Consider the following 24,417-nt stretch of genomic DNA (forward strand, 5'->3'; position numbering starts at 1 on the left):
TCCCCACGGGGACCCGTGCCGCCGGGGTGGTCCTCCCGGCGGCACGGGCCGTGGCTGGTGCGGCTAGCGGCGGACGATCTCCAGCGAGGTCTCGGACGGCAGCACGCCGTCCGACCCGCCGTAGGAGAACGTCAGCGTGTGGGTCCCCGACTGGGCGAACGGCCCGAGGCGGAAGCGTGCGGTGCCACCGGACAGGGTGGCGGTGCCGGCCTGGACGCCGTCGACGAGCGCCGTGACGGTGCCGGTCGGCGTGCCCGTGGTCAGCGGTTCGGCAGCCGTGACGGTGACGTCGACGACGACCTTCTGGCCCCCGTGGACGACGCCGGTCGCGGGGCGGACGAGGTCCGCGTCCACGGTCGTGGCAGTGCCGATCGGCCCCGGATCGACGCCCACGACCACCGGGTCGTGGTCGGAGGCCCGGAACTGGTTCGGCTGGTAGAGCAGCGTCGCGTTGTAGTTGTAGCGGCTGTACTCGAAGCCGACGGACTCACCGGAGTTGATGTTCCAGATGTCCGAGCCGGTCACCATGCCGGACGCCACGTCGTTGGCGAGGACGTGGTCGAGGCTGCCGACCAGGCCGTCGTAGCTGTAGGAGTACTCCCCCTCCGGCGCCAGGTCGGTGTAGCCGTCCGCGTAGAGGACCTGCATGGGGTCCTCCTGCGTGTAGCTGTTGAAGTCGCCGGTGAGGAAGACGGCGCCGGAGCCACCCAGGTCGCCGGCGAACTCGTCCGCGAACGTGGCCAGGTCGCCGGCCTGCGCCACCCGGTCCGGGTTGGCGTTGCCCTGCCCGGTGCCGTCGTCGGTGCCGGAGCCCTTGGACTTGAGGTGGTTGACGACGACGGCGAACGCGTCCGCGTCCGAGGCGCCGACCAGCTTGAAGCCCTGGGCCAGCGGCTGGCGGGCGTTGGAGAAGGCCGCGGACCCGACGAGGACCCGGGACCCGCCCACGGTCTGCACCGTGGCCGGCTGGTAGATGAACGCGGTGCGGATGACGTCCTGGTCGGCGACGGCCGGCAGGTCGGCGGCGTCCGGCGACGGCACGTAGGCCCACTTCTCGCTGCCCGCGGCGTCGTTGAGGGCGGCGACCAGGGTCGAGAGCGCCTGGTCGCGGTCGAAGCCGAACTTCACCGAGTTCTCGATCTCCTCCAGCGACACCACGTCGGCGTCGAGGGTGTTGATCGCGGCGACGATCTTCGCCTCCTGGCGGGCCAGGCTCTCGTCGGTGGCGGCACCGCGCGGCCCGTCCTCGCCGTCTGCGAGCGTGCAGGTGCCGGCGCCGATCGGGGTGCCCGCCCGGTCGTCGTACGTGGAGCAGGTGCCCCCGTCGGCGACCGCGTCGGCCGCGGTGTAGGTGAAGTAGTTGAGGACGTTGAAGCTCGACAGCGTCAGCGCGCCGCCGACGTCCCGCGGCGCGGTCTCGTCGGCGCGGGTGTCCTCGAACGTGGCCACGTCGGCGCCCTCGCCGACGACCGGGGAGGTCGGCTGGAGCTCCCAGGCGCCGTACCGGTAGTCGACGACCACCGGGCCGGTGAAGGTGACCGCCGCACCGACCCGGATCGGGTTGTCGGTGGTCAGCCACGCCATGGGCGTGTTCTTGGCGCCGTACAGGTAGCTGGCGGTGGAGCCGTCGTCGAGGATGACGCCGCGGGCGGCGTTGTCGGCGGCGACGCCGGCGACGTCACCGGTCTGGGCGTCCTCGACCTCGGTCGGCTGGAGCAGCGGCGTCGTGCCCGCCGCCAGGCCGATCGTGCCGTAGCCGTTCGTGTCGTACGTGTCGGTCACCGTCATGGGGCCGGTGGGCGCGAGGAGCTCGGACTCGTGGGCCTCCCGCTCGGCGTCCGTGGTGAACCAGGACGTCGCGAGCGGCGTGACCGGCTCGAGGGGTGTGTCGAGCAGCGTCCACGTCGGCGAGGTGAGCTCGGTGAGCCCGCTGTACTCGGCGACGGTGGCGGTGACCTCGACGGAGTCCCCGATCTCGGGGTACGTCGCCGGGCCGTAGACCCACACGGCGTCGGACGCGCCGGGGGTGGCGTCGGTGCCCGTGCCGGTCCCGCCGGTCTGCACGACGAAGGAGCTGAGGCCGCCCGTCGGGTAGACGGCCGTCACGACGCCCTGGGTGACGACCTCGTCGTCGACCAGGGGGGACGCGGCGCCGGTGCCCTGGATCTCGGCGATGGTCGCGGCGACCGGGTCCGGGTCGGGCTCCGGGTCGGTGCCGCCACCGCCGCCCGTGTTGGCCGGCGTGGGCGTGCCGGTGGCCAGGTCCGCGCTGTTGTCGTCGGTGTCGGTGCCGCCGGCCCGCTGGTCGGAGACGGTGTTGCTGAGCGTCGGGGCCGCGGCGGTCTCGTAGGTCGTGGCGCTGCCGTAGCCGACGAGGTCGATCACGCCGGCCGTGCCGGTCGTGAGCGAGCCGGTGCCGGGGTTCATCGCGGTCGTGCCCTCGGCCAGGAAGACCAGGCCGCTGCTGCCGCTCATGGCGATGGCGCCCACCGCGTCCGGCGTCGGCAGCGCCTCGGTGCCCGCCGAGCCGGCGGCCTCCTGCACGAGGTAGTGACCGCCCGCAGGGACGCTGCCGGCCAGCGCGGTGACGCCGGAGGCGTTCCCGGTGCCGGCGGCGCTGCGGTACTGGACCGAGAGCCCGTCGACGGACACGGCGGCGTCCGTGGGGTTGTAGAGCTCGATGAAGTCGTTGGTCAGCGTGGCGCCGCTGTTGCCGCCACCGCCGTAGACCTCGCTGATGACGAGGCCGGTTCCTGCCGGGTCCGCCAGCGCGGGCGCGGGCACGACGAAGGGGACGACCCCGATCGCCATGACCGACACGCTGAGCAGCCCGACCACACGCTTGCGCGTCGTGGACATGAAGTTTTCTCCCGAGAAGGCTGAAACGAAGAAGATCCTGAGAAGCGCCTTACCTTAATCATGAGATCCCCCTGTGAAACAAGGACGTCAGATGAACGCTCTGTAACAGAATCCCTGCCCTCGGGGACGTAACGCGAGCACCTCCTCGCGACACGCTCGCCGCCGGGTCGGGGCCGTCCGGCCGCTATCACGCGCGGCCGGGGGCGCCTGCTCGCGGGGTCGCCGCGCACGCTCGCCCCGACACGCAGCGCGGCCCGCCCCTCGAGCGAGGGGCGGGCCGTCGGCGCAGGTCAGAGGCCTGCGGAAGCAGTCGGTGCCGGGGTCAGCGCAGCTGGTCGCGCTGCTTCCACAGCTCCTTGTAGAACTCCCAGCCGGACCAGAGCGTCAGCGCCACGGCCACCGCCAGCAGGGCCTGGAAGACGTAGAAGAGGATCTGGAACGGCAGTTCCAGGACGCCGGGGAGGTCCGGGTCGAGCAGCGGCAGCGTCAGCCCGCCGAGGGCGAGCGCCTGGACCGTCGTCTTGAGCTTCCCGAGGTCCTTGGCGGCGATGACGACCTTGCGCAGCACCGAGAGCCGCAGCAGCGTCACGCTCCACTCGCGCAGCAGGACCACGATCGTCACCCACCACCAGACGTCCCCCACGATGGACAGGCCGATGAAGGCCATGCCGGTGATCGCCTTGTCGGCGATGGGGTCGGCGATCTTGCCGAAGTCCGTGACCAGGTTGCGGGCCCGCGCGAGGTCGCCGTCGATCTTGTCGGTGATCATCGCGACGAGGAAGAGCGCCCAGGCGATGGTCCGCGACGTGGCGGACTCGCCCCCGTCGTAGAGCAGCGCCCAGCCGAAGAACGGCACCATGACGATGCGCAGCGTCGTCAGGGCGTTGGGGAGGTTCCAGTTGGACGGCTTGCCGGTCGTCCCGGCGCTGTCGGTGCTCACTGCGACCACGTCCCGTGGGTGGCGGACTCCGACGGGGTGACGGCCGCCAGCAGGTCGATGCCCTCGCTGCCCACCACGTGCGCCCGGACGATCGAGCCGACCGGGGCGTCCACGGCGTCCACGTCGAGCAGGGTCGTCGTGCCGTCCACCTCGGGCCCCTGGAAGGCCGCACGGCCGACGGGGCCGTTCGGGTCGCTGTCGACGTCCTCCACGAGCACCTCCACGATCTCGCCCACCCGCTCCTCGGCGCGCTCCTCGTTGAGCCGCTCGACGAGCTCGGAGACGTGCTGGGCGCGAGCCCGCACCTCGTCCTCGTCCAGCTTGTCGTCGTAGCCGGCCGCCTCGGTGCCGTCCTCGTCGGAGTAGCCGAAGACGCCGGTGACGTCCATGCGCGCGGCCACGAGGAAGGCGCAGAGGGTCTCCAGGTCCTCCTCGGTCTCGCCGGGGAAGCCGACGATGACGTTGGAGCGCACGCCCGCGGTGGGGGCGAGCGCGCGGACCTGCTCGAGCAGGCCCAGGAAGCTCTCGGGGTCGCCGAAGCGGCGCATCCGTCGCAGCACGCTCGCCGAGGCGTGCTGGAAGGAGAGGTCGAAGTAGGGGACGACGCCGGGCGTCTGCGCGATGGCCTCGATCAGCCCGGGGCGGGTCTCGGCGGGCTGGAGGTAGGAGACGCGGACGCGCTCGATGCCGTCCACGGCGGCCAGCTCGGGCAGCAGCGTCTCGAGGAGCCGCAGGTCGCCCAGGTCCTTGCCGTAGGACGTGGAGTTCTCCGAGACCAGGAACAGCTCCTTCACGCCCTGCTCGGCCAGCCAGCGCGCCTCGTCGAGCACGTCGGTGGGACGGCGGGAGACGAACGAGCCGCGGAACGACGGGATCGCGCAGAAGCTGCACCGGCGGTCGCAGCCGGAGGCGAGCTTGAGGGACGCCGTCGGGCCGTCGTCCAGCCGACGGCGCAGGGACGCGGGGCCGGAGGCGTGACCGGGGACGGCTGCCGTGGACAGCGAGCGCTCCACCGGGCTGATCGGGAGGAGCAGACGCCGGTCGGAGGGCGTGTGCGCCTGGTGGGTCTCCCCCGCCACGATCGAGCGGAGCCGTTCGGCGATCACCGGGTAGTCGTCGAAGCCCAGGACCGCGTCGGCCTCGGGCAGCGACTCCGCCAGGTCCTTGCCGTAGCGCTCGGCCATGCAGCCCACCGCGACGACGGCCTGCGCCTTGCCGCCGTGGCTGGTCTTCAGGTCCGCGGCCTCGAGCAGGGTGTCGACGCTGTCCTTCTTCGCCGACTCCACGAACCCGCAGGTGTTCACCACCACGGTGTCCGCCTCGGACGGCTCGGAGACGAGCCGGAAGCCGCCGGCCTCGAGGCGGCCGGCCAGCTCCTCGGAGTCCACCTCGTTGCGGGCGCACCCGAGGGTGACCATCGCCACGGAGAGGAGGGGCCGCTCGGGGTCCGGGCCTCCCTCCTCGGCGGGTCGGGAGTCGCGGTCAGGGGCGGCGGCGGGAGTGGTGGTCATCTCGATGAACGAGTATGGCGCGCCGGGAGGGCCTGGGCGAACCCTGACCTCCCGACGCGCCGTGGTCGACCGCGTCCGCCGGCGTCACCGGCGCGTGCTCAGCCGGCCGTGTACGTGTCCTCCGCGGCGTGGCCGGTGCGGCCCATGGCGCCCTGGTCCACGCCCCCGACGCTGACCTCGAGCGAGCCGTCCGTGGTGCGGATGCGCACCGGCTGGGAGACCTTGTCCAGCGTCTCGACCTCACCGAAGGCGAGGTTGCCCCGGAAGACCAGCTCGTTGGAGCCGTCCCGGACCACCACGTGCGCACCTCCGCCGGCGGCCGTCAGCACCACGGTGGTGCGGGCGCCGGTGGTGGCCGAGGACGTCGCGAGGGTGGGGACGTCCTGGGCCGGGTCGGCCCCTCCGTCGACGACGAGGCGGGCGATGCTCCAGGCGAGCACCAGAGCCATCACGGCCGCCACGAGCACCGACCAGCGAGGGCTGCCCGGACTGCTGAACCGGTGCGGACGGGCCGCCGGGTCCACCCCGAAGACCCGCTGGGGGCTGACGGGCGCGTGGGCGTAGTGGCTGTCGTAGAGGGCGACCAGCGGGGCGGCGTCGATGCCGAGGACGCGGCCGAGGGTACGCAGGTGGCCGCGGGCGTAGAAGTCGCCGCCGCACGGGGCGAAGTCGTCGACCTCCATGGCCTCGATGACGTGCGGGCGCACCCGCGTCCGGTCGGCCAGCTGGTCGACCGAGAGCCCCAGCCGGGTCCGCGCCGCGGCCAGCTCGGGCCCGATGACGGGCTCGGCCGCGGGGTGCTCCTCGTCGTCCCAGACGATGGGGTCGACGGGGTGGCCCTCGCGGGCGATCGGCCGGACGCGGTCGCCCCAGGTGGAGGTGTCCTCCACCAGGTCCACCGACCCGGGACGCCGCAGCTCGCGGGCCTCGGGCAGCGAGGGCCGCGCCTCGTCGGCGGAGCGCTCGCCGGCGTCGAGCTTCAGCGCGTTGGCGCCGAAGACGGTGACGTCGCCGTCACCGTGGCCGCCGACGCGGACGCCGGTCTCGGAGGCGGGGTGACGGGTGACGACGTCGCTGCGGACGCCGGCGACGGCCGGACGGGTCGACGCGGGAGCGGGACCCGCGGCCTCGACCACCGGCTGCGCGGGGCCGGCCGTCTCACGGTGCCCACGGCCGAGGCCGGAGAGCGCCGAGAGGCCCGGCAGCCCGGGCAGGAGCGCCGACATGCGGTGCATCGCGTCGCTGAACGGGTTGCGGGAGGCCGGCACGGAGCCGACCCCGGCGGGTGCCGGGGAGGACGCCGCGGCGCGGGGGTCCTCGTCGAGCGGGTCCGTCAGCGGGTCCCACGTCCGGGGCTCGGATGCCGGGGCGAAGGACGGGGCGTCGGACTCCCCCAGCGGCACGTCGCTGAGCGCCGGGATCTCGCCCGTGGGCGCGTCGTCGTCCCAGACCTCCTCGACCGAGGCGTCGTCCGGGACGTCCTCGACCGGGGCGTCCTCGACCGCGACGTCCTCGACCGCGACGTCCTCGACCGGGGCGTCCTCGACCGGGGCGTCGTCCCAGGCGCCGGCGGTCTCGAACGCCGCGGCAGCGGTGGTGGCCGCAGCGGTGGCCGCGGGCTCGACCGGCGGCTCGACGAACCGGTGGTCCTCCTCGCCCTCGCTGCCGAGGTGGTCGTCGAGGTCCTCGCCGTACCCGTCGGCGTGCTCGTGGGAGTGCGCCTGCTGACCGGCCGCCCACTCGTCGGGGTCGACGTACTCGTAACCCTCGATCTCGGCGACGTCGCAGCGGCCGGCGGAGAGCTCGGCGAGCGCGTCCACGAGGTCGCGGTGCCGCGGCAGCAGCCCGCTCACCATGGTGGCGGCGCCGAGGCGCAGTGCGATCGGGTCGCCGGTGGCGGGCAGGACGTCCAGCGAGCCGTCCTTCCACCACGACGCGCGCGGCAGCACCTCGACCGCCTGCAGCTCCGACCAGGGGAACCCCTGCCAGGTGCGGCCGTCGCGGACGCGGACGCCCTGGGCGTCGGCGACCAGCAGCGGGGTGCGGCCGTCGATCAGCGTCATGACGTGGGTGGCCCCGACCGCGAGGACGACGAGGAGCACCACGACGTCGAGGAGGGACGGGCCGCTGAGCACGCGCACCAGGTACGCGAGCGTGAGGAGGGCCGCGAGGCCGGTGACGACCGCGGAGAGGCGCGTGTTGCGGCGCAGCTCCACGACGAGGGGCGCCTCGGCCGTCTCCCCGGTGGGCTCGTCGGGGATCGCAGGTCCGGTCACGTCCTGGGCGGGCTCGGCGCCGTCCATGGCCTGGGCGTCGTCCGCCCCGGGCTGCTCGTGCTCGTTCACATCTCCCCCTGCAGGGTCGCGATCACACCGTCCACCTCGTCGGGCTTCACCAGGACGTCGCGCGCCTTGGAGCCCTCACTGGGACCGACGACGCCGCGGGACTCGAGGATGTCCATGAGGCGACCGGCCTTGGCGAAGCCGACGCGCAGCTTGCGCTGGAGCATCGACGTGGAGCCGAACTGGGTCGAGACGATGAGCTCGACGGCCTGGATCACCAGGTCGAGGTCGTCGCCGATGTCGTCGTCGAGCTCCTTCTTGGAGGCCGCCGGTGCGGTGACGTCCTCGCGGTAGGTCGGCTCGAGCTGGGTCTTGCAGTGCTGGACGACCTCGCGGATCTCCGCCTCGGTCACCCACGAGCCCTGCACGCGGACCGGCTTGGAGGCGCCCATCGGCAGGAACAGTCCGTCACCCTGGCCGACCAGCTTCTCGGCGCCCGGCTGGTCGAGGATGACCCGGCTGTCGGCGAGGCTGGAGGTGGCGAACGCCAGGCGGCTCGGCACGTTGGCCTTGATCAGGCCGGTGACGACGTCCACGGACGGACGCTGCGTGGCGAGCACGAGGTGGATGCCGGCGGCGCGGGCGAGCTGCGTGATGCGGACGACCGCGTCCTCGACGTCCCGCGGCGCCACCATCATGAGGTCGGCGAGCTCGTCGACGATGACGAGCAGGTACGGGTACGGCTCCAGCTTCCGCTCACTGCCCAGAGGCAGCTCCACGTTGCCGGCGCGGACGGCCTTGTTGAAGTCGTCCACGTGGCGGAAGCCGAAGTTGGCGAGGTCGTCGTAGCGCAGGTCCATCTCGCGCACGACCCAGGCCAGCGCCTCGGCGGCCTTCTTGGGGTTGGTGATGATCGGGGTGATCAGGTGCGGGACGCCCTCGTAGGCGTTCAGCTCGACCCGCTTGGGGTCGACCATGATCATCCGCACCTCGTCGGGCGTCGAGCGCATGAGGATCGAGGTGATCATCGAGTTGATGAAGGACGACTTGCCCGAGCCCGTCGCGCCCGCGACCAGCAGGTGCGGCATCTTGGCGAGGTTGGCGACGACGAAGCCGCCCTCCACGTCCTTGCCCAGGCCGGTGATCATCGGGTGGTGGTCGTTGCGCGCCTTGCCGCTGCGCAGGACGTCACCGAGGCTGACGATCTCCTTGTCGAGGTTCGGGATCTCGACGCCGACCGCGGACTTGCCGGGGATCGGGCTGAGGATGCGCACGTCGGCGGAGGCCACCGCGTAGGCGATGTTCTTCTGGATGCCGGTGATCTTCTCGACCTTCACGCCGGCGCCGAGCTCGACCTCGTAGCGGGTGACCGTCGGGCCGCGGGTGTAGCCCGTGACCTGGGCGTCGATGCCGAACTCCTCCAGCACCTGGGTCAGGCGGGCCACCACGTCGTCCGAGGCCTTGGACTTCGGCTTGTGGGGCGAGCCGGCCTTGAGCACGTCGCTGCCGGGGAGGCTGTAGGTGATGTCGCCGGAGAGCTCGAGCTGCTCGACGCGGGCGGGGAGCTCCGCGTGCGGCGGGGGCACGAGGTCGTGCTTGTCCTCGGCGTGCGTCGCGCCGTCGTCGCCCCGGGACGCCGCGGGCGCGGCCGCACCGGCGGCACCGGCCGCGCTCGCGGCGGCGAGGCCGGCAGCGGCGCCGACCGCCAGGTCGAGGCCGTCGGGGTGGTGCTCGTCGTCGGCGGTGTCCGCGGGGCCGTCGGCCTCGCCGTCCAGGATGTCGAGCCCGGCCTCGTCCTCGTCGTGCTTGCGTCCGCGACGGAAGAGCTTGCGTCCGCGACCCGACTCGGTGTGCTCCAGCGCGACGTCGAGGGCGTCCCGCTCGCGCTGGGCGACGGCCGGGATCGGGCCGGTGTCCTCGTTCTCGATGCGGCGCCGCGTGGCGGTGTCGACGAGGGGCGAGTCGTAGGCGGGCGAGCCCATGTCGGGGTCGATCCCGCCGCGCCGGGCCGCGAGCGCGGCCTGCGCCTCCGGCGTCCGCCCGAGGAGGCGGTCGCGCAGGTCGGCGAGCTTGTGCGGCACCTGGTAGACGGGCGTGGCGGTGATGACCAGCACGCCGAAGAAGGAGAGCAGGAGCAGCAGGGGGACGACGATGAGCTCGGTGCGCAGGAGATCCATGAGCAGCGAGGCGACGACGTAGCCGACCGCCCCTCCGCCCTCGCGCAGCGGCGTGACGTCACCGTCCACCGGCTGCGGGTCGCCGTTGGCGAGGTGGACGATGCCGAGGACGCCGAAGGCCAGCGCGGCCCAGCCGATCACCTGGCGGCCGACGGGGCCATTGCCCACCGGGTCGCGCATGAGGCGCCAGCCGGACCACACGAGCGCCAGCGGGACCAGCCAGCCGATCTTGCCGACGCTGCCCTGGACGGCGACCCGGACGACGTCGGTGACGGGGCTGGAGAGCTGGAACCACACGGCGGCCGCGCAGACGAGCGCCAGCGCGACGAGGGCCAGGCCCGCGCCGTCCCGGCGGTGCTCCGGCTCGAGGTCCCGGGCGCTGCGCCCGATCCCCCGCGCCGCGGCGCCCACGGCGTGGGCGATCCCCAGCCAGACGGCGCGCAGGCCGCGCGCCACCAGGCCGAAGAACCGCGCCACCGGACCCGGCCCGTTGCGCACCGCGCGCGGGGCCGGCCGGCTGCTCGAGGTCCTCGAGCCGCTCTTGGCCGGACTCTTCGACGTGCCCTTGGAGGCCGTCTTGGAGGTCGCTGGACGCCGCCCGGTCGCGGTGGACCGGGCGGCGGTGGTCGTACTCCGGGATCGGGTGCTCGAGCTGTTCCGTCCGGACGGGGAAGACCCGGACGAGGTCGTGCTCGTGCTCCGCGAACCCGGCGGGGAAGACGTACGGGTCGCCATGCTGAGCACCCTAGGGGACTGTCACAGCCGTCCCGGGGATTAACAGCCGTCCCACCCTCACGTGTCGCTTGAGGGTTTTGTCACCGCGGGGCTCTGAGCGCCCTCGGCCCGGTCACGTTTGGTCAGAGATGCGTCCTCTTCGGGCCACGGACACCACGTTTGGTCCCCAACCGGCGACGGCCGCTTGAAATTCGCCCCGCGGCGTGGCAGGCCGCGGACCCGTGACACACCAGGACGCAAAGCCCACCGATGAGCCCCGTCCTCAGACCGGAACAACCCGAAGCCTCAGCGGCCCTCAGCTCTCTGACCTGCGACGATCCGGGGCCGCACGCATCACCGAGCGGGTTGTTCCGGTCCTGGGACGGCAGGCTTAGGAGACGACAGAGCCGCGGGCGGTGGAGGACGTCGTGCTCGAGCACAGCGCCCACCCCGGCCCGCGGCTCGGTCAGCGGATCAGGAGAACCGGATCAGGTCGTGACGACCGTCGGGATGATCATCGGACGCCGACGGTGCCGGGTGTTGACCCAGCGGCCGATGGTGCGACGGACGGACTGCTGCAGCTGGTAGCTGTCGTCGACGCCCTCGGCGAGGAGCCGGTCGAGCGCCTTGATGATGTCGGGCTTGACGTCCTCGAACACCGAGTCGTCCTCGGCGAAGCCACGGGAGTGGATCTCGGGCCCGGAGACGATGCGGCCGGCGGAGGAGTCGACCACGACGATGACCGAGATGAAGCCCTCCTCGCCGAGGATCTGGCGGTCCTTGAGGTCGGACTCGGTGATGTCGCCGACCGACGAGCCGTCCACGAAGACGTAGCCGCACTCGACCTTGCCGACGATGCCCGCCTCGCCGTCCACGAGGTCGACGACCACGCCGTCCTCGGCGATGACGGTGTTCTGCACCCCGGTCAGCTCGGCGAGCCGGGCGTTGGCCTGGAGGTGGCGGATCTCGCCGTGCACCGGCATGACGTTCTTCGGGCGGACGATGTTGTAGCAGTACAGGAGCTCGCCGGCGCTGGCGTGGCCGGAGACGTGCACCATCGCGTTGCCCTTGTGCACCACCTTGGCGCCCCAGCGGGAGAGACCGTTGATGACGCGGTAGACGGCGTTCTCGTTGCCCGGGATGAGCGAGGAGGCGAGCAGGACGGTGTCGCCCTCCTCGATGTGCACGAAGTTGTGGTTGCGCTGGGCGATGCGGGACAGCGCCGACATCGGCTCGCCCTGGGAGCCCGTGGAGATGAGCACCTGACGCTCGGGCGGCAGGTCGGCCAGGTCCTTGGCGTCGACGAGGACGTTCTCGGGCAGGTCCAGGTAGCCCAGGTCGCGGGCGATGCCCATGTTGCGCACCATCGAGCGGCCGACGAAGCCGACCTTGCGGTTGTGGGCCACCGCCGCCTCGAGCACCTGCTGGACGCGGTGCACGTGGGAGGCGAAGCAGGCCACGATGATCCGCTGCTTCGACTCGCGGAAGACCTGGTCGATCACCGGGGTGATCTGCTTCTCGCTGGGCGTGAAACCGGGGGTCTCGGCGTTGGTGGAGTCGGTGAGGAAGAGGTCCACACCCTCCTCGCCGAGCCGCGCGAACGAGCGCAGGTCGGTGATCCGGCCGTCCAGCGGCAGCTGGTCCATCTTGAAGTCGCCGGTGTGCAGCACCGAGCCGGCAGGCGTCCGGATCATCACGGCCAAGGCGTCGGGGATGGAGTGGTTGACCGCCACGAACTCGAGGTCGAAGGGGCCGAACTTGATCCGGTCGCCCTCGGCCACCGTGTGCTGCACGGTCTCGCGCAGCCGGTGCTCGCGCAGCTTCGACGCCACCAGGGCCAGCGTCAGCTGCGAGCCGACGAGCGGGATGTCGTTGCGCTCGCGCAGCAGGTACGGCGTGGCGCCGATGTGGTCCTCGTGGCCGTGGGTGAGGACGAGCGCCTCGACCGTGTCGAGCCGGTCCCGGATGGAGGACCAGTCGGGCAGGATCAGGTCGACGCCGGGGTGGGAGTCCTCCGGGAAGAGGACGCCGCAGTCGACGATGAGGATGCGACCGTCGTGCTCGAAGGCGGTCATGTTCCGACCGACGTCCCCGAGGCCGCCCAGCGGCGTCACGCGCAGGGCGTTCTTCTTCAGCTTCTTCGGGGTCCCGAGACCGGGGTGGGGGTGTGACATGCAGTTCCTGTTCTGTTCTCGTCCGGCGCCGCGACGCCGACCTGCCCCGTGGCCGCCCCGAGGGGCGACGACTCAGAGCAGCCCGGAGGCCTCGAGACCGACACGGAGGTCAGCGACCTCGTCGTCGTCGAGGGCGACCAGCGGTGAGCGGACCGTGCGGTTGTCGAGCACGCCGAGCAGCTCCAGGGCTGCCTTGGCGGTGGTGGCTCCGTAGTTGGGGACGCCCATCATGGCGTCCATCGCGGGGAGCAGCCGCGAGAAGATCTGGGTGGCGCTGCGCGGGTCGTCGCCGAACCAGGCGTCGAGCATCGCGCGGAAGTCGTTGCCGGCCGCGTGGCCGACGACGGAGACGAAGCCGCTGGCGCCGTAGGCCAGCCAGCCGAGGTTGAGCGCGTCGTCACCGGAGTAGACGGAGTAGCCCATCTGCATGATCCGGTGACCCCGGACGAAGTCGCCCACGGCGTCCTTGACCGCCACGACCGGGGACCACGAGCGCATCTCCTCGTAGGACTCCAGGGCGATCTGGGAGCCGGTGCGACCCGGGATGTCGTAGATCATGACCGGCAGCCCGGCCGCGTCGACGACGGTGCGGAAGTGCTGGAGGATGCCCTTCTGACCGGGCTTGTTGTAGTACGGCGTGACCAGCAGGACGCCGTCGGCACCCTGCTGCTTCGCCTGCTCGGCCAGCTGCACCGAGGTCTTGGTGTCGTTGGTGCCGATGCCGGCCACCAGGTGCACGTCCGGGCCGACGGCCGCACGCACGGCGGCGAGGATCTCGCCGTCCTCCTCGATGGTGGTGGTCGGCGACTCGCCCGTCGTGCCGGAGACGACCAGGCCGTCGTGGCCGTTCGCCACCAGGTGCTTCGCCACGCGCTGGGTGGACTCGAGGTCGAGGGAACCGTCAGCGGTGAAGGCGGTGGCCATCGCGGTCAGCAGACGGCCGAACGGCGCAGCGGGGGCGGAGCTCATGGGGTCAGGCTAGCGCCCACGACCCCTGATCCCCTCCCCCGCCATGCCGTCGGTACTGCCCACCGGCGACCCACGGCCATTCAGCCGGACGTCGGCCCGACCCCGGACGGGCTCAGACCCGCGGCATGACCTGCTCGGCCACCAGGCGCAGGTGGTCGAGGTCGCTCAGGTCGAGGGTCTGGAGGTAGAGCCGGGTCTGGCCGGTCTCGGTGTAGCGGCCGATCTTGTCCACGACCTCCTCGACCGTGCCCGCGAGGCCGTTCTGGCGCAGCTCGGGCACCTCACGACCGATCGCGGCGGCCCGGCGCTCCACCTCGGCCTCGTTCTCCCCGACGCACAGCACGAGGGCGCTGGAGAAGATCATGGACGCCGGGTCGCGGTCGATCGCCTCGCAGGCGGCCCGCACCCGGTCGTTCTGGGCGACCGCGTCGTCGAAGGGCGCGAAGGGGTTGTTGAACTCGTCCGCGAACCGGGCCGCGAGCGCCGGGGTCTTCTTCTTGCCGCCGCCGCCGATGAGCACGGGGACGCCCCCGGCCAGTCCGCCGCGCTGCACCGGCTTGGGCAGGCCCGGCGAGTCGGAGACCTGGTAGTGCGCCCCGTCGAAGGCGTAGCCGCCCTCGGTCGACCACAGGCCGGTCACGATCTCCAGCTGCTCGGCCAGGACCTCGAAGCGCTCCTTCAGCGGCGGGAACGGGATGCCGTAGGCCCGGTGCTCGGCCTCGAACCAGCCGGCGCCGAGGCCGAGCTCGACCCGGCCGTCGGACATCTGGTCCACCTGCGCCACCTGGATCGCCAGCGGGCCCGGGAGCCGGAACGTGGCGCTGGTGACCAGGGTGCCGAGGCGGATGCTCTGGGTCTCGCGGGCGATGCCGGCGAGCGTCGTCCAGGCGTCCGTGGGGCCGGGCATGCCGTCCCCCGCCATGGCGAGGTAGTGGTCAGAGCGGAAGAACGCCCCGAACCCGAGCTCCTCGGCCTCCTGCGCGACCGCGAGCAGGTCGTCGTACGTGGCCCCCTGCTGGGGCTCGGTGAAGATGCGCAGCTCCATCGTCATGCCTCCACCCTGCCAGCCCCGGCGCCGCTTGTGACCTCCCCGTCCGGTGCGGTGGGAACCGCGTGAGCACCGCCACTCCGGTGCGCACGGGGGCACGTGGGCAGAGGGACGCGTCGGCGCGTCGGGCGTCAGTCGCGCTCGTACGTGACGCGGGTGAAGCCGTCGAACGGCTCGCGGCGGGTCTCGGACCACCCCTCGCCCGGCGGCCACGACGGGTACCGGACGTCGCCGACCGGCTCGAGCGGGACCTCGGTGAGCACCTGGGCGTCCGCGTGCGGCAGCAGCGCCGCGTACACCGCCGCGCCCCCGGCGACCATCAGCTCGCCGGGGGTGCCGGCCGCGGCGTCCAGCGCGGCCTGCACGTCGTGGACGACGAGCACCTCCTCCGAGCGCGGCGCGGGCGGCGGCGTCCAGCCCTCGTCGCGGGTGAGGACGACGGTGGTGCGACCGGGCAGCGGGCGACCGATCGACTCGTACGTCGTCCGGCCCATCAGCAGCGTGTGCCCGAGGGTGAGCTCCTTGAAGGTCCGCTGCTCCCCGGGCAGGGACCAGGGGATGTCGGGGCCGTGCCCGATCACGCCGTTGCGCGCGACCGCGGCCACCAGCACCACGCGGGTGCCGTCAGGCAGTGGCATGCCGGCCCCTCAGACCGCCACCGGGGCCTTGATGGCCGGGTGGGGGTCGTAGCCCTCGACGGAGATGTGCTCCAGCTCGAAGGCGTCGAGCTCGGTGACGGTGGGGTCCAGCAGGAGCCGGGGCAGCGGACGCGGCTCGCGGGTGAGCTGGAGCCGGGCCTGCTCGAGGTGGTTGGAGTACAGGTGGGCGTCCCCGAGCGTGTGCACGAAGTCCCCCACGCGCAGCCCGGTCACCTGGGCGACCATGTGCGTCAGCAGGGCGTAGGAGGCGATGTTGAACGGCACCCCGAGGAACACGTCGCCCGAGCGCTGGTAGAGCTGGCACGAGAGCCGGTCGGGGCCCCCGTCGCGCGCGGGCGCGACGTAGAACTGGAAGAGCGTGTGGCAGGGCGCGAGCGCCATCTCCGGCACGTCCGCCGGGTTCCACGCCGAGACCAGCAGCCGCCGGGAGTCCGGGGTGGCACGGATCTGCTCCACGACCTGCGCGATCTGGTCGATCGCCTCGCCGCCCGGTGTCGGCCACGAGCGCCACTGGTGGCCGTAGACCGGGCCCAGGTCGCCGTCCTCGTCGGCCCACTCGTCCCAGATCGAGATCCCGCGCTCCTGGAGCCAGGCGACGTTGGTGTCGCCGCGCAGGAACCACAGGAGCTCGCCGAAGACCGAGCGGGTGTGCACCTTCTTGGTCGTGACCAGGGGGAACCCGGCCTCGAGGTCGAAGCGCATCTGGTGGCCGAACACCGACAGCGTCCCGGTCCCGGTGCGGTCGGTCTTCTCGACGCCCTCGTCGAGGATCCGCTGGAGGAGGTCGAGGTAGGCGCGCACGCGGCCAGACTAGTCGTTGCCGGCGCCGGCTCCGGCCCGCCGGCTCAGAGCGTGACCGTCCCGGTCACCGTCGTGCAGGTGTCCCCGCCCACCCACACCCGCTCCCCCGCCGACTCCGCCGGGTCCGCCGGGTCAGGCTCCCGGACGACGTGCACCCGGCCCTGCCGGCCCAGCACGGTGCCCTGGGCGGCCGTGTACTCCGCGGGCAGCAGCCCGCCGGCCAGCCACTGCGCCAGAGCGGCGTTGAGCGAGCCGGTCACCGGGTCCTCGTCGACCCCCAGGCCCGGGCAGAACGCTCGGACCTCGATCGCCGCGCCGTCCGGGTGCTCCCCGGGCGCGTAGGTGCCGACCACGCCGATCTCGAGGTCGCCGAAGGCCGTGGGGTCCGGCTCGAGGGCCAGGACGGCGGACGCGTCGGCCAGCCGCACGCCCACCCAGCCGGGGCCGTTGTCGCACCAGCGGGCGTCGAGGAGCGCGGCCCGCTCCACGCGCAGCGCGCGGGCGACCCGGACGAGGACCTCCTCAGCCACCGGCCCACCGCGGCGCAGAGGCGGCGCCGCGAACGACAGTCGGCCCCCGGCGTCCTGCCGGAGCCCGACCATGCCGGCGCCGCACTCCTGGACCGGGCGACCCGGGACCCGGGGCACTCCCCCGGCCTCGAGCCACGCGTGCGCGGACCCGAGCGTCGGGTGCCCGGCGAACGGCAGCTCGGCGCCCGGCGTGAAGATCCGCAGGCGGTAGTCGGCGCCGGCCGCCGCGCCCTCGGGCGTCGGGTCGAGCAGGAACGTCGTCTCCGACAGGTTGGTCCACCGGGCGAAGGCAGCCATCCGCGCCTCGTCCAGCCCGTCGGCGCCGTGCACGACCGCCACCGGGTTCCCGCCCAGCGGGCGGGAGGAGAAGACGTCGACCTGGCGGAAGGAGTGGGCGCTCACGCGCCCACCCTGCCAGGTCGACGGGTCTCACCAGCCGACGTAGATCTCCACCCGACGGTTGCGGGACTTGCCGGTGGCCGTGCTGTTGCTGGCCACCGGGTCGCTCTCGCCGAACCAGGCCTCGTCCGACCCGATCCCGTGCCCGGCCAGCAGCGTCGCGACGGTGCCGGTGCGGGCCTGCGACAGCGCCAGGTTGGACGCCGGGTCGCCGTCAGCGTCGGTGTAGCCCTCCACGTACGCGCGGCCGAAGCCCAGCCGGCGGATCACCTGGGCGATGTGGTTCAGCCGGCCACGCTGCGCGGGCGTGAGCAGGTGCTCGTCCGGGTCGAAGTAGACCGTCGCCATCCAGACCCGCGACCCCTCGACCCGGGCAGCCGGGGTCGTGGCCGACCTCGTCCCGTCGCGACCGAGGACGCGGACCTGCACGCGGTGGCCGGGGCCGAGCACGCGGTCGACGTCGCACGAGAGGGTGTCGCTCACGCAGACGCGGTGGTCGTCGACGAGCACCTCGTAGCGGGCGTCGTCGGTGACGGCCCGGGTCCACGAGATCCGGGTGTCGGCCCGGTCGTCGGAGTCGACGAACCGCTGCGAGGCCTCCGCCACGGGCAGCGGCGTGACGACGTCCACGAACGAGGTGCGTGCGGTGTCGCCCCCGTCGTCGGTGACGAGGACCCGGACGCGCACGCGCCCGGAGAGCGCCCGCTCGGCCGTGAGCTCGAGCCGGTCGCCGTCCACCTTCACCCGCAGTCCGGGGTCGAGGGACTCGGCGGTGACCCGGACCGCGTCGCCGTTCGGGTCGGAGACGTCCAGCCGCACCGTGCGCGTCGAGCCCGCGAGCTGGGCGGTGTCCTCCGCGCCCACCGACGGGCCGGCGTTGGCGACGCGGACCCGCACCACGGCGGTGGCCGTGCGGCCGGTCTCGTCGGCGACGGTGTAGCGGAAGGAGTCGGTGCCCGCGAAGCGTGCGCCGGGCAGGTACGCGACGGTGCCGCCCTCCGCGTCGGCCACGGCCGCGGTGCCGTGGGCGGCCCGTGACACGGCGGTCAGGCTCACGCCCTCCCCCGCCCCGACGCCGTCGTTGGCCTGGACGTCGAGGGCGACGGCCCGGGTGGTGCCGGCCGGCACCGCGAGGCGGTCGTCGACCGGCGCCACGACCGTGAGGGTCGCGGTGGCAGGCTCGGCGTCGTCGTGGTCGGCGTCCCCGGCCGCGGAGACGGTCAGGGTGCACTCGCCGGTCCCGGTGACGCCGAGGCGCACGGTGTCGGCTTCCTCGGTGTGCGCGGTGCCGCGGACCCGACAGGGGCCGGAGACCTGCGCGGTCACCGGCAGGCCGGCGTCGCTGGTCGCGGTCACCAGGACGGCGCTCGGGCCGTCCAGGACCACCGCGGGTGCCTCGAGGACGAGGTGCTGCGCCGCGAGCGCCAGCACCTGGACGCTGACGACGACCGGGGTCGCCGCGGCCCAGCTGCCGTTGCCCGGCTGGCTGACCCGGACCTGGCACTCGCCGGTGGCGAGCGTCGTGACCTGGCCGGCCCCGTCCACCGTGCACACGTCGGGCGTGAGGCCGGTGTAGGTGACCGCCAGGCCCGAGGACGCCGAGCCGGCCACCGTGACGGGGGCGCCGACGCGCACCGTGGCCGGGGCGTCCGCCGTGATCGTCTGCGAGGACGGCAGCACGACCGGGGGCAGGACCGGCGGCACGGGGACGACTGCCACCGTGGTGGTCACGACGACCGGCTCGGCCGCGTCCCAGCTCTCGTCGCCGGGCTGGCCGACCTCGATCCGGCACTCCCCCGCGGCCAGCGCGGTGACCGTGCCCGCCGCGTCGACGCTGCAGACGCCGGGCGTGAGGCTGGTGAAAGTGACGTCCAGGCCGGAGGTGGCTGAAGCGACCACCGTCCCGGAGGCCCCGACGAGGAGGGGGGTCGGGCCGGTCGCGCTGACGGTCTGCGGGCTCGGGCCCGCCGCGGGAGCGACGACGAGGATCTCGACCTCCAGCGGGGTCGCCGGCGCGTGGGTGCTGTCGCCGGCGGCGTCGGCCTGGACCCGGCAGGTGCCCTCGGCGAGCGCCACGACGTGGCCGGTGTCGTCGACCGTGCACACGTCCGGGGTCAGGCTGGACCACGTGACGGGCAGCTCCGCGTTCAGTGTCGCGGTGAGGTCGGTGCTCCCGTCGACGTCGAGGGTCGCCGGGGCGGCCTCCAGCAGGCCCAGGACGAGCGGCGTCCGGGTGAGGGCGACGACGGTCTCGACGCTGGTGGCGGGCTCCCACTCCGCGTCGCCCGCCTGCGTGGCGACGACGACGCAGTCACCCTCGGCCACTGCCGTGAGGGTCGCGGTCCCGTCGCCGTGGTCGACGACCGAGCACGTCTCGGGCGTGCTCGTCGTCAGGGAGACGGTGAGCCCGGAGGTGGCGCTCGCGGTGACGGTGGTGGTGCCACCCACGCGGGGCGCGCTCACGGGCTCCACCGTGACGCTCTGCGGTGCCGCGGGGACCTCTGCGCCGTAGGGCAGGGCCGTGACCTGGCCGGTCGCGGTCCCGCCGCGGCCGTCGGAGACGGTGTAGGTGAAGGGCGATCCCTCAGGTGCCGGCATGCCGAGGAAGTGCACGAGCCCCGGCCCGTGGAAGGTGACGCCGTCGGTCGAGAACCCCACACCGGTGACCTCGAGCGGGTCGCCGTCCGGGTCGGAGGCCAGAGACCCCACGGGCACCGACAGCCACCCGCCGGCGTCCACGGCAACGCTCCGGTCGAGGGCGACCGGCGACCGGTTGACGTTCACGGTGACCGTGGCCGCGTTCGAGCCGTCCACGACGTCGGTGGACGTGCCGACCACCGAGTCGCCGACCCGCGGCTCGACGGTGAGGTCGTGCGCGCCCGGCGTGGCGGGCAGCGTCACGTCGACCTCGAAGTCGCAGCCCCCGCCGGGCAGCACGAACGGGCCGGTGACGACCCAGCGCTCGCCGACGAGCTCGGGGTCCGCGACGGGCTGCCCGCACCACAGCGCCGTGCCGGGCACGGGGGTCGCCCCGTCCGGGACGAGGACGTCGACCTCGTCGAGCTCGGCACCCGCCGTGCCCGAGACCGAGGTGGTGACCGTGGTGGTGCCACCGCCGGTGGGCAGCGCGGTCGGGTCGGCGCTCGCCGACGCGGTGAGGTCGTTGGCGGGCGGGGTGATCGGCGGGAGCGTCGCCGGGTAGGAGCCGGTGTACTTCATCAGGTTGCCGGAGGCGATCTGGTGCACCGGCCGGACGGTCGCGGGCGAGTCGGTGAATCCGACCGCGCGGAAGGTGTAGACGGCCGTGTAGCTGCGCGCCGAGGCGCCGAGGTCGGCCAGGCGCAGCGTGTTGGTCCAGGTCACGGGGGCGGCCGACCCGTCCGGGGACATGGTGAGCGACGTCCCGACGAGCCGGAACGCGTCCGCGGGCCAGGTCGAGGAGACCGAGGGCGTCATCCAGAACGACTGGGTGTCGCCGGTGACGCCCGAGCCGATCGTGCCCGTGTTGCCGGTGACGGTGACGGTGAAGGTGGCACCGATCGTGGGCGTGCCGCCGGCGACGACGACGGTGTCGACCTTGTTCGCGTTGGCCGAGGTCGTCTGCGCCACCTGGGCGAAGCCGTTGGTGGTGGTGCACAGGACGGTCGAGGACGGCAGCCCCGGCTTGTGCTGCGACACCGTGATCGTGTGCTGCTGGGCGCTCGCGCTGGGTCCGGTGGCCGTGAGGTACCAGAACCGCTCGCCCTTCTCCCCGGACGCCAGGTCGCCGACGCGCTGCGTGGCGGTCTGGCCCGAGGCCAGGCCGAGGGCCCCGCCGGTGAAGTCCGACAGCGTCACGTACAGGTCGTCGAGCTCGGCGCCGGCGCCGTTGAGGACGCGGTAGCCGGTGTAGCCCGACAGGAACGCCGGGGTGGAACCGGACCCGATGTAGAAGTTCGGGCCACCGAGGCTGGTGACGGTGAGCCCGGCCGCCGCGCAGGTGGGCACGCTCGCGGTGGCCGCGCCGGGCAGCGCGACGACACCACCGACCGCGGCGCCCGCCACGAGGAGGGCCGAGGTCCCCAGGCGCAGCGCCCGGGAGCCGGTGGAACCGGCGGAACGGGAGCCGGGGAGGCCGGGGTGGCGGCGCGGGCGGCGGAGCCCCAGGAGGGAGCTCAGCGCTCCGAGAGGACGGAACGAGCGCATGGTGGTCCGATCGCGAGCGGGGATGATGACGCTCGCATCGGCCGCGCGCGTAAACGCTTGAGCAGGACCCCCACCGGGGTTACCAAGGTCCCGGACGCTGGTCTGGACCGGTCAGTCGCCGGCCGGCAGCAGCAGGCCCGACACCTCACGCTCGCCGTCGAGCAGGACGACGCGGGCGATCCCGGCGGCGCGGAGGTCACGCCACGCGGTGCCCAGCCACGTCTCGGCGTCCCCGCGGGCCGGGAAGCGCCGCCCGGTCGGCGGCACCTCGTCGTCCTGCACCGGGGGTCCGACGGGGGCCTCGGCGCCGTCGGCGTCCAGCAGGAGCCAGCGCCAGGGCCGCTCGGCGGCGGTGGGCTCGCGGAAGGTCGGCGGCTCGGCGGGCAGCATGCTCAGCCCCGCACGCCGGTGTCGACGAACGGCGGCTTGACCAGGTCGAACTCCATCCGCCGGCCCCGCACGTCCACCGCCACGCGGGCGTCGGCCGGCACGTCCGCGGCGACGAGCGCGAGCCCGATGCCGGTGCGCAGCGTGGGGCTGAAGGTGCCCGAGGTGACCTCGCCGACCGTGCGGGACTCCTCGCCCTCACCCAGGACGACGGTCATGTGCGCCCGCGGGATCCCGCGGCCGACGGCCTTGATCCCCCGCAGCACGCGGGCCGGCTTCGCGGCGCGCTCGGCGGCCAGCGCCTCCTTGCCCCAGAAGGTCGGCTTGTCCCACCCGATCGCCCAGGCGGCCCGGGCCTGGACCGGGGTGATCTCGAGCGAGAGGTCCTGCCCGTGCAGCGGGTAGCCCATCTCGGTGCGCAGCGTGTCCCGCGCCCCCAGCCCGGCGGCCCGCAGGCCGTGCTCCGCGCCCGCCTCGACCAGCGCGTCCCACAGCGAGGTCGCCACCGCCACCGGGGCGATGAGCTCGTAGCCCCGCTCACCGGTGTAGCCGGTGCGGCAGACGACGACCTCGGTCCCGTCGAAGGTCGCGGTGACGAAGCTCATGTAGTCGTGCCCCACGGGCAGACCGGCGCCCACGAGCACCGCATCGCTCTGCGGCCCCTGGACCGCCAGCACCACGTGGTCGCGGTGCTCGTCGGTGACCTCCACGCCCTCGGGGGCCGCGGCCTGCAGACGACGCACGACCTCGGCCGTGTTCGCGGCGTTGGGCACGAGCAGCAGGTGGTCGGGGCCGTGGAGGTAGACGATGAGGTCGTCGACGACGCCACCCGTCTGGTCGCAGCACAGCGTGTACTGGGCCTGGCCCGGGGCGATCCGTCCCAGGTCGTTGGTGAGGCACGCGTTGACGAAGTCGGCCGCGCCGGGGCCCTTCACCGTCGCCTTGCCGAGGTGCGAGACGTCGAAGAGCCCGACCGCCTCACGCACGGCCGTGTGCTCGGCGACCACGCCGCCGTCCGCGTACTCCAGCGGCATCGACCAGCCGCCGAACTCGCCGAGCTTCGCGCCGAGGGCGACGTGCCTCTCGTGCAGGGGGGAGGTGAGGAGCGCCATGGCGCGGAACCTACCCGACACGCCCGACCGGGACGCGACCGCCGCGGCCGGGGGCCGCGTGCCGTCCCGGCGCGCGGAGCCCTTCGTTAGCCTGGCCGCGTGAGTGCCCCGACCTTCCTGCTCCGTGCCGCCAGCCCCGCCAAGTCCAAGGCCGACGCCGTCGTCGTCGGCCTGGTGCCGGCGCCCACCTCGGGACGCCGCAAGTCCGGTCCGCGGGCGGTGCTGGCGCCGGGGGCCGAGGACGTCGCCAAGGCCTACGGGCGCAAGCTCGAGCCACTGCTGTCCTCCCTCGGGCTCAAGGGCCAGCTGGGCGAGGCGACCCGCATCCCCACCAACGGCCTCCTCGGCAGCCCGCAGCTCGTGCTCGTCGGCCTCGGCGCCGACCCGGACCACACGGCCCTGCGCCGGGCCGCCGGCAACGCCGCCCGGGTCGTCACCAACTGCGCCTCCGTCGCGCTCGCGCTCCCCGCCGACGAGCTCCCGCTCCTGCGGGCCGTCGTCGAGGGCTGGCAGCTCGGCGGCTACACCTTCACCCAGTTCCGCTCGACCCAGCCCGAGTCCGACGCGCCCGGCCAGGTCGTCGTCCTCACGCCCCTGGCGCGCCGCAAGGAGGCCGCCCGCCTCGTGGAGGAGACCCAGGTCGTCGTCCGCGCCACCGAGCAGGTGCGGGACTGGGTCAACACTCCCCCGGGCCACCAGACCCCGCCGGCGCTCGCCGCGGCCGTCGCCGCCGCAGGCGCCCCGCTGGCCAAGGGCCGCGGCGCGACGGTGAGCATCACCGTCCACGAGGAGGCCGCGCTGCACGAGATGGGCTGCGGCGGCATCCTCGGGGTGGGCCAGGGATCGGCCGCGGGCCCGCGGCTGGTCGAGATCACGTACACGCCCAAGAAGCCGGTCGCGCACCTCGCGCTGGTCGGCAAGGGGATCACCTTCGACTCCGGCGGCCTCACCATCAAGCCGGCGTCCTCGATGAAGGAGATGAAGTCCGACATGGCGGGCGCCGCCACCGTCGTCGCGGCGACCTACGCGATCGCCGAGCTCGGGCTGCCCGTGCAGGTCTCCTGCTTCGCCCCGATGGCGGAGAACATGGTCTCCGGCTCCGCGATGCGGCCGGGCGACGTGCTCACGACCTACGGCGGGCGCACGGTCGAGATCTCCAACACGGACGCCGAGGGCCGTCTGGTGCTCGCGGACGCGCTGGGGCGCGCGGTCGAGCGCAAGCCCGACCTCGTGGTGGACGTCGCCACCCTCACCGGCCACATGGTGGTCGCGCTGGGCGACAAGGTGGCCGGCGTCCTCGGTGACGACGCGACGGTCGGGAAGGTGCTCGAGTCCGCCGCGACCGCGGGCGAGCCGATGTGGCACATGCCCATCCCGGAGGAGATGAAGGCCCGCGTCACCTCGTCGCGGATCGCCGACCTCGCCCAGCACGACTGGGTCCGCTGGGGCGGCGGGCTCTTCGCCGCCGCGTTCCTGCGCGAGTTCACCGGCGGCCTCCCGTGGGCCCACCTCGACATCGCCGGACCGTCCTTCGCCTCCGGCACCTCGGGCCACGTCACCGCCGGCGGCACCGGGTTCTCCACCGCGACGCTCGTCGACCTCGCGCGCAGCCTCGCCGGCTGAGGTCAGCCGGGCGCGGCCGGCCGGCTCCGGCGGCCGCGCGCCGCACG

At 73.6% G+C, this 24,417-nt stretch carries 15 protein-coding genes; 1 reads left to right on the forward strand and 14 read right to left on the reverse strand.

The window, feature by feature from the left end; translation table 11 throughout:
- Positions 1-63: 63 nt before the first annotated feature.
- The 14 genes from E8D37_RS02795 to gcvT all read right to left on the reverse strand — a co-directional run bounded on the left by E8D37_RS02795 (position 64) and on the right by gcvT (position 22,747).
- Positions 64-2,859: an ExeM/NucH family extracellular endonuclease gene (locus tag E8D37_RS02795; RefSeq protein WP_136568243.1), complete on the reverse strand. Its 2,796-nt coding sequence runs from the start codon at positions 2,857-2,859 to the stop codon at positions 64-66.
- A gap of 322 nt (positions 2,860-3,181) precedes the next feature.
- Positions 3,182-3,799: a CDP-diacylglycerol--glycerol-3-phosphate 3-phosphatidyltransferase gene (pgsA, locus tag E8D37_RS02800; RefSeq protein WP_240770146.1), complete on the reverse strand. Its 618-nt coding sequence runs from the start codon at positions 3,797-3,799 to the stop codon at positions 3,182-3,184.
- Positions 3,796-5,217 carry a 30S ribosomal protein S12 methylthiotransferase RimO gene (gene rimO / locus E8D37_RS02805; RefSeq protein WP_240770168.1) on the reverse strand — a complete coding sequence of 474 codons (1,422 nt, stop codon included), beginning with the start codon at positions 5,215-5,217 and terminating at the stop codon, positions 3,796-3,798. Before rimO ends, pgsA begins: the two co-directional genes overlap by 4 nt.
- Before the next feature lie 191 nt (positions 5,218-5,408).
- Complete coding sequence (locus tag E8D37_RS02810) at positions 5,409-7,655, reverse strand: helix-turn-helix transcriptional regulator (protein ID WP_136568245.1); 2,247 nt, start codon at positions 7,653-7,655, stop codon at positions 5,409-5,411.
- Positions 7,652-10,504, reverse strand: a complete 2,853-nt coding sequence (locus E8D37_RS02815) for a DNA translocase FtsK (RefSeq protein WP_346763578.1) — start codon at positions 10,502-10,504, stop codon at positions 7,652-7,654. Before E8D37_RS02815 ends, E8D37_RS02810 begins: the two co-directional genes overlap by 4 nt.
- Before the next feature lie 467 nt (positions 10,505-10,971).
- Positions 10,972-12,657, reverse strand: a complete 1,686-nt coding sequence (locus E8D37_RS02820) for a ribonuclease J (protein WP_136568246.1) — start codon at positions 12,655-12,657, stop codon at positions 10,972-10,974.
- Between the two features lie 72 nt (positions 12,658-12,729).
- Positions 12,730-13,626, reverse strand: a complete 897-nt coding sequence (gene dapA, locus E8D37_RS02825) for a 4-hydroxy-tetrahydrodipicolinate synthase (RefSeq protein ID WP_136568247.1) — start codon at positions 13,624-13,626, stop codon at positions 12,730-12,732.
- A 112-nt stretch (positions 13,627-13,738) separates the two neighbouring features.
- On the reverse strand, positions 13,739-14,677 hold the full coding sequence (locus tag E8D37_RS02830; RefSeq protein ID WP_346763579.1) for an LLM class F420-dependent oxidoreductase: 939 nt from the start codon (positions 14,675-14,677) through the stop codon (positions 13,739-13,741).
- A gap of 128 nt (positions 14,678-14,805) precedes the next feature.
- Positions 14,806-15,312, reverse strand: a complete 507-nt coding sequence (locus E8D37_RS02835) for a dihydrofolate reductase (RefSeq protein WP_136568248.1) — start codon at positions 15,310-15,312, stop codon at positions 14,806-14,808.
- Between the two features lie 9 nt (positions 15,313-15,321).
- A complete protein-coding gene (locus tag E8D37_RS02840) occupies positions 15,322-16,134 on the reverse strand; it encodes a thymidylate synthase (protein WP_136568249.1) in 813 nt (270 codons plus the stop codon).
- A gap of 44 nt (positions 16,135-16,178) precedes the next feature.
- Positions 16,179-17,066 (reverse strand): PhzF family phenazine biosynthesis protein, encoded by an 888-nt coding sequence (locus E8D37_RS02845; protein ID WP_136568250.1) that lies wholly within the window; start codon positions 17,064-17,066, stop codon positions 16,179-16,181.
- Positions 17,067-17,093: 27 nt separating this feature from the next.
- Positions 17,094-21,248 (reverse strand): Ig-like domain-containing protein, encoded by a 4,155-nt coding sequence (locus E8D37_RS02850; protein ID WP_136568251.1) that lies wholly within the window; start codon positions 21,246-21,248, stop codon positions 17,094-17,096.
- 111 nt (positions 21,249-21,359) lie between these two features.
- Positions 21,360-21,638 carry a hypothetical protein gene (locus tag E8D37_RS02855; RefSeq protein WP_136568252.1) on the reverse strand — a complete coding sequence of 93 codons (279 nt, stop codon included), beginning with the start codon at positions 21,636-21,638 and terminating at the stop codon, positions 21,360-21,362.
- Positions 21,639-21,640: 2 nt separating this feature from the next.
- Positions 21,641-22,747, reverse strand: coding sequence for a glycine cleavage system aminomethyltransferase GcvT (gene gcvT / locus E8D37_RS02860; protein WP_136568253.1), 1,107 nt, complete (start codon positions 22,745-22,747; stop codon positions 21,641-21,643).
- A 99-nt stretch (positions 22,748-22,846) separates the two neighbouring features.
- Between gcvT and E8D37_RS02865 the strand changes: the two genes are divergently transcribed.
- Positions 22,847-24,370, forward strand: coding sequence for a leucyl aminopeptidase (locus E8D37_RS02865; protein ID WP_136568254.1), 1,524 nt, complete (start codon positions 22,847-22,849; stop codon positions 24,368-24,370).
- Positions 24,371-24,417: the final 47 nt, after the last annotated feature.

The organism is Nocardioides sp. GY 10127, from assembly GCF_004919085.1.
Lineage (GTDB): Bacteria > Actinomycetota > Actinomycetes > Propionibacteriales > Nocardioidaceae > Nocardioides.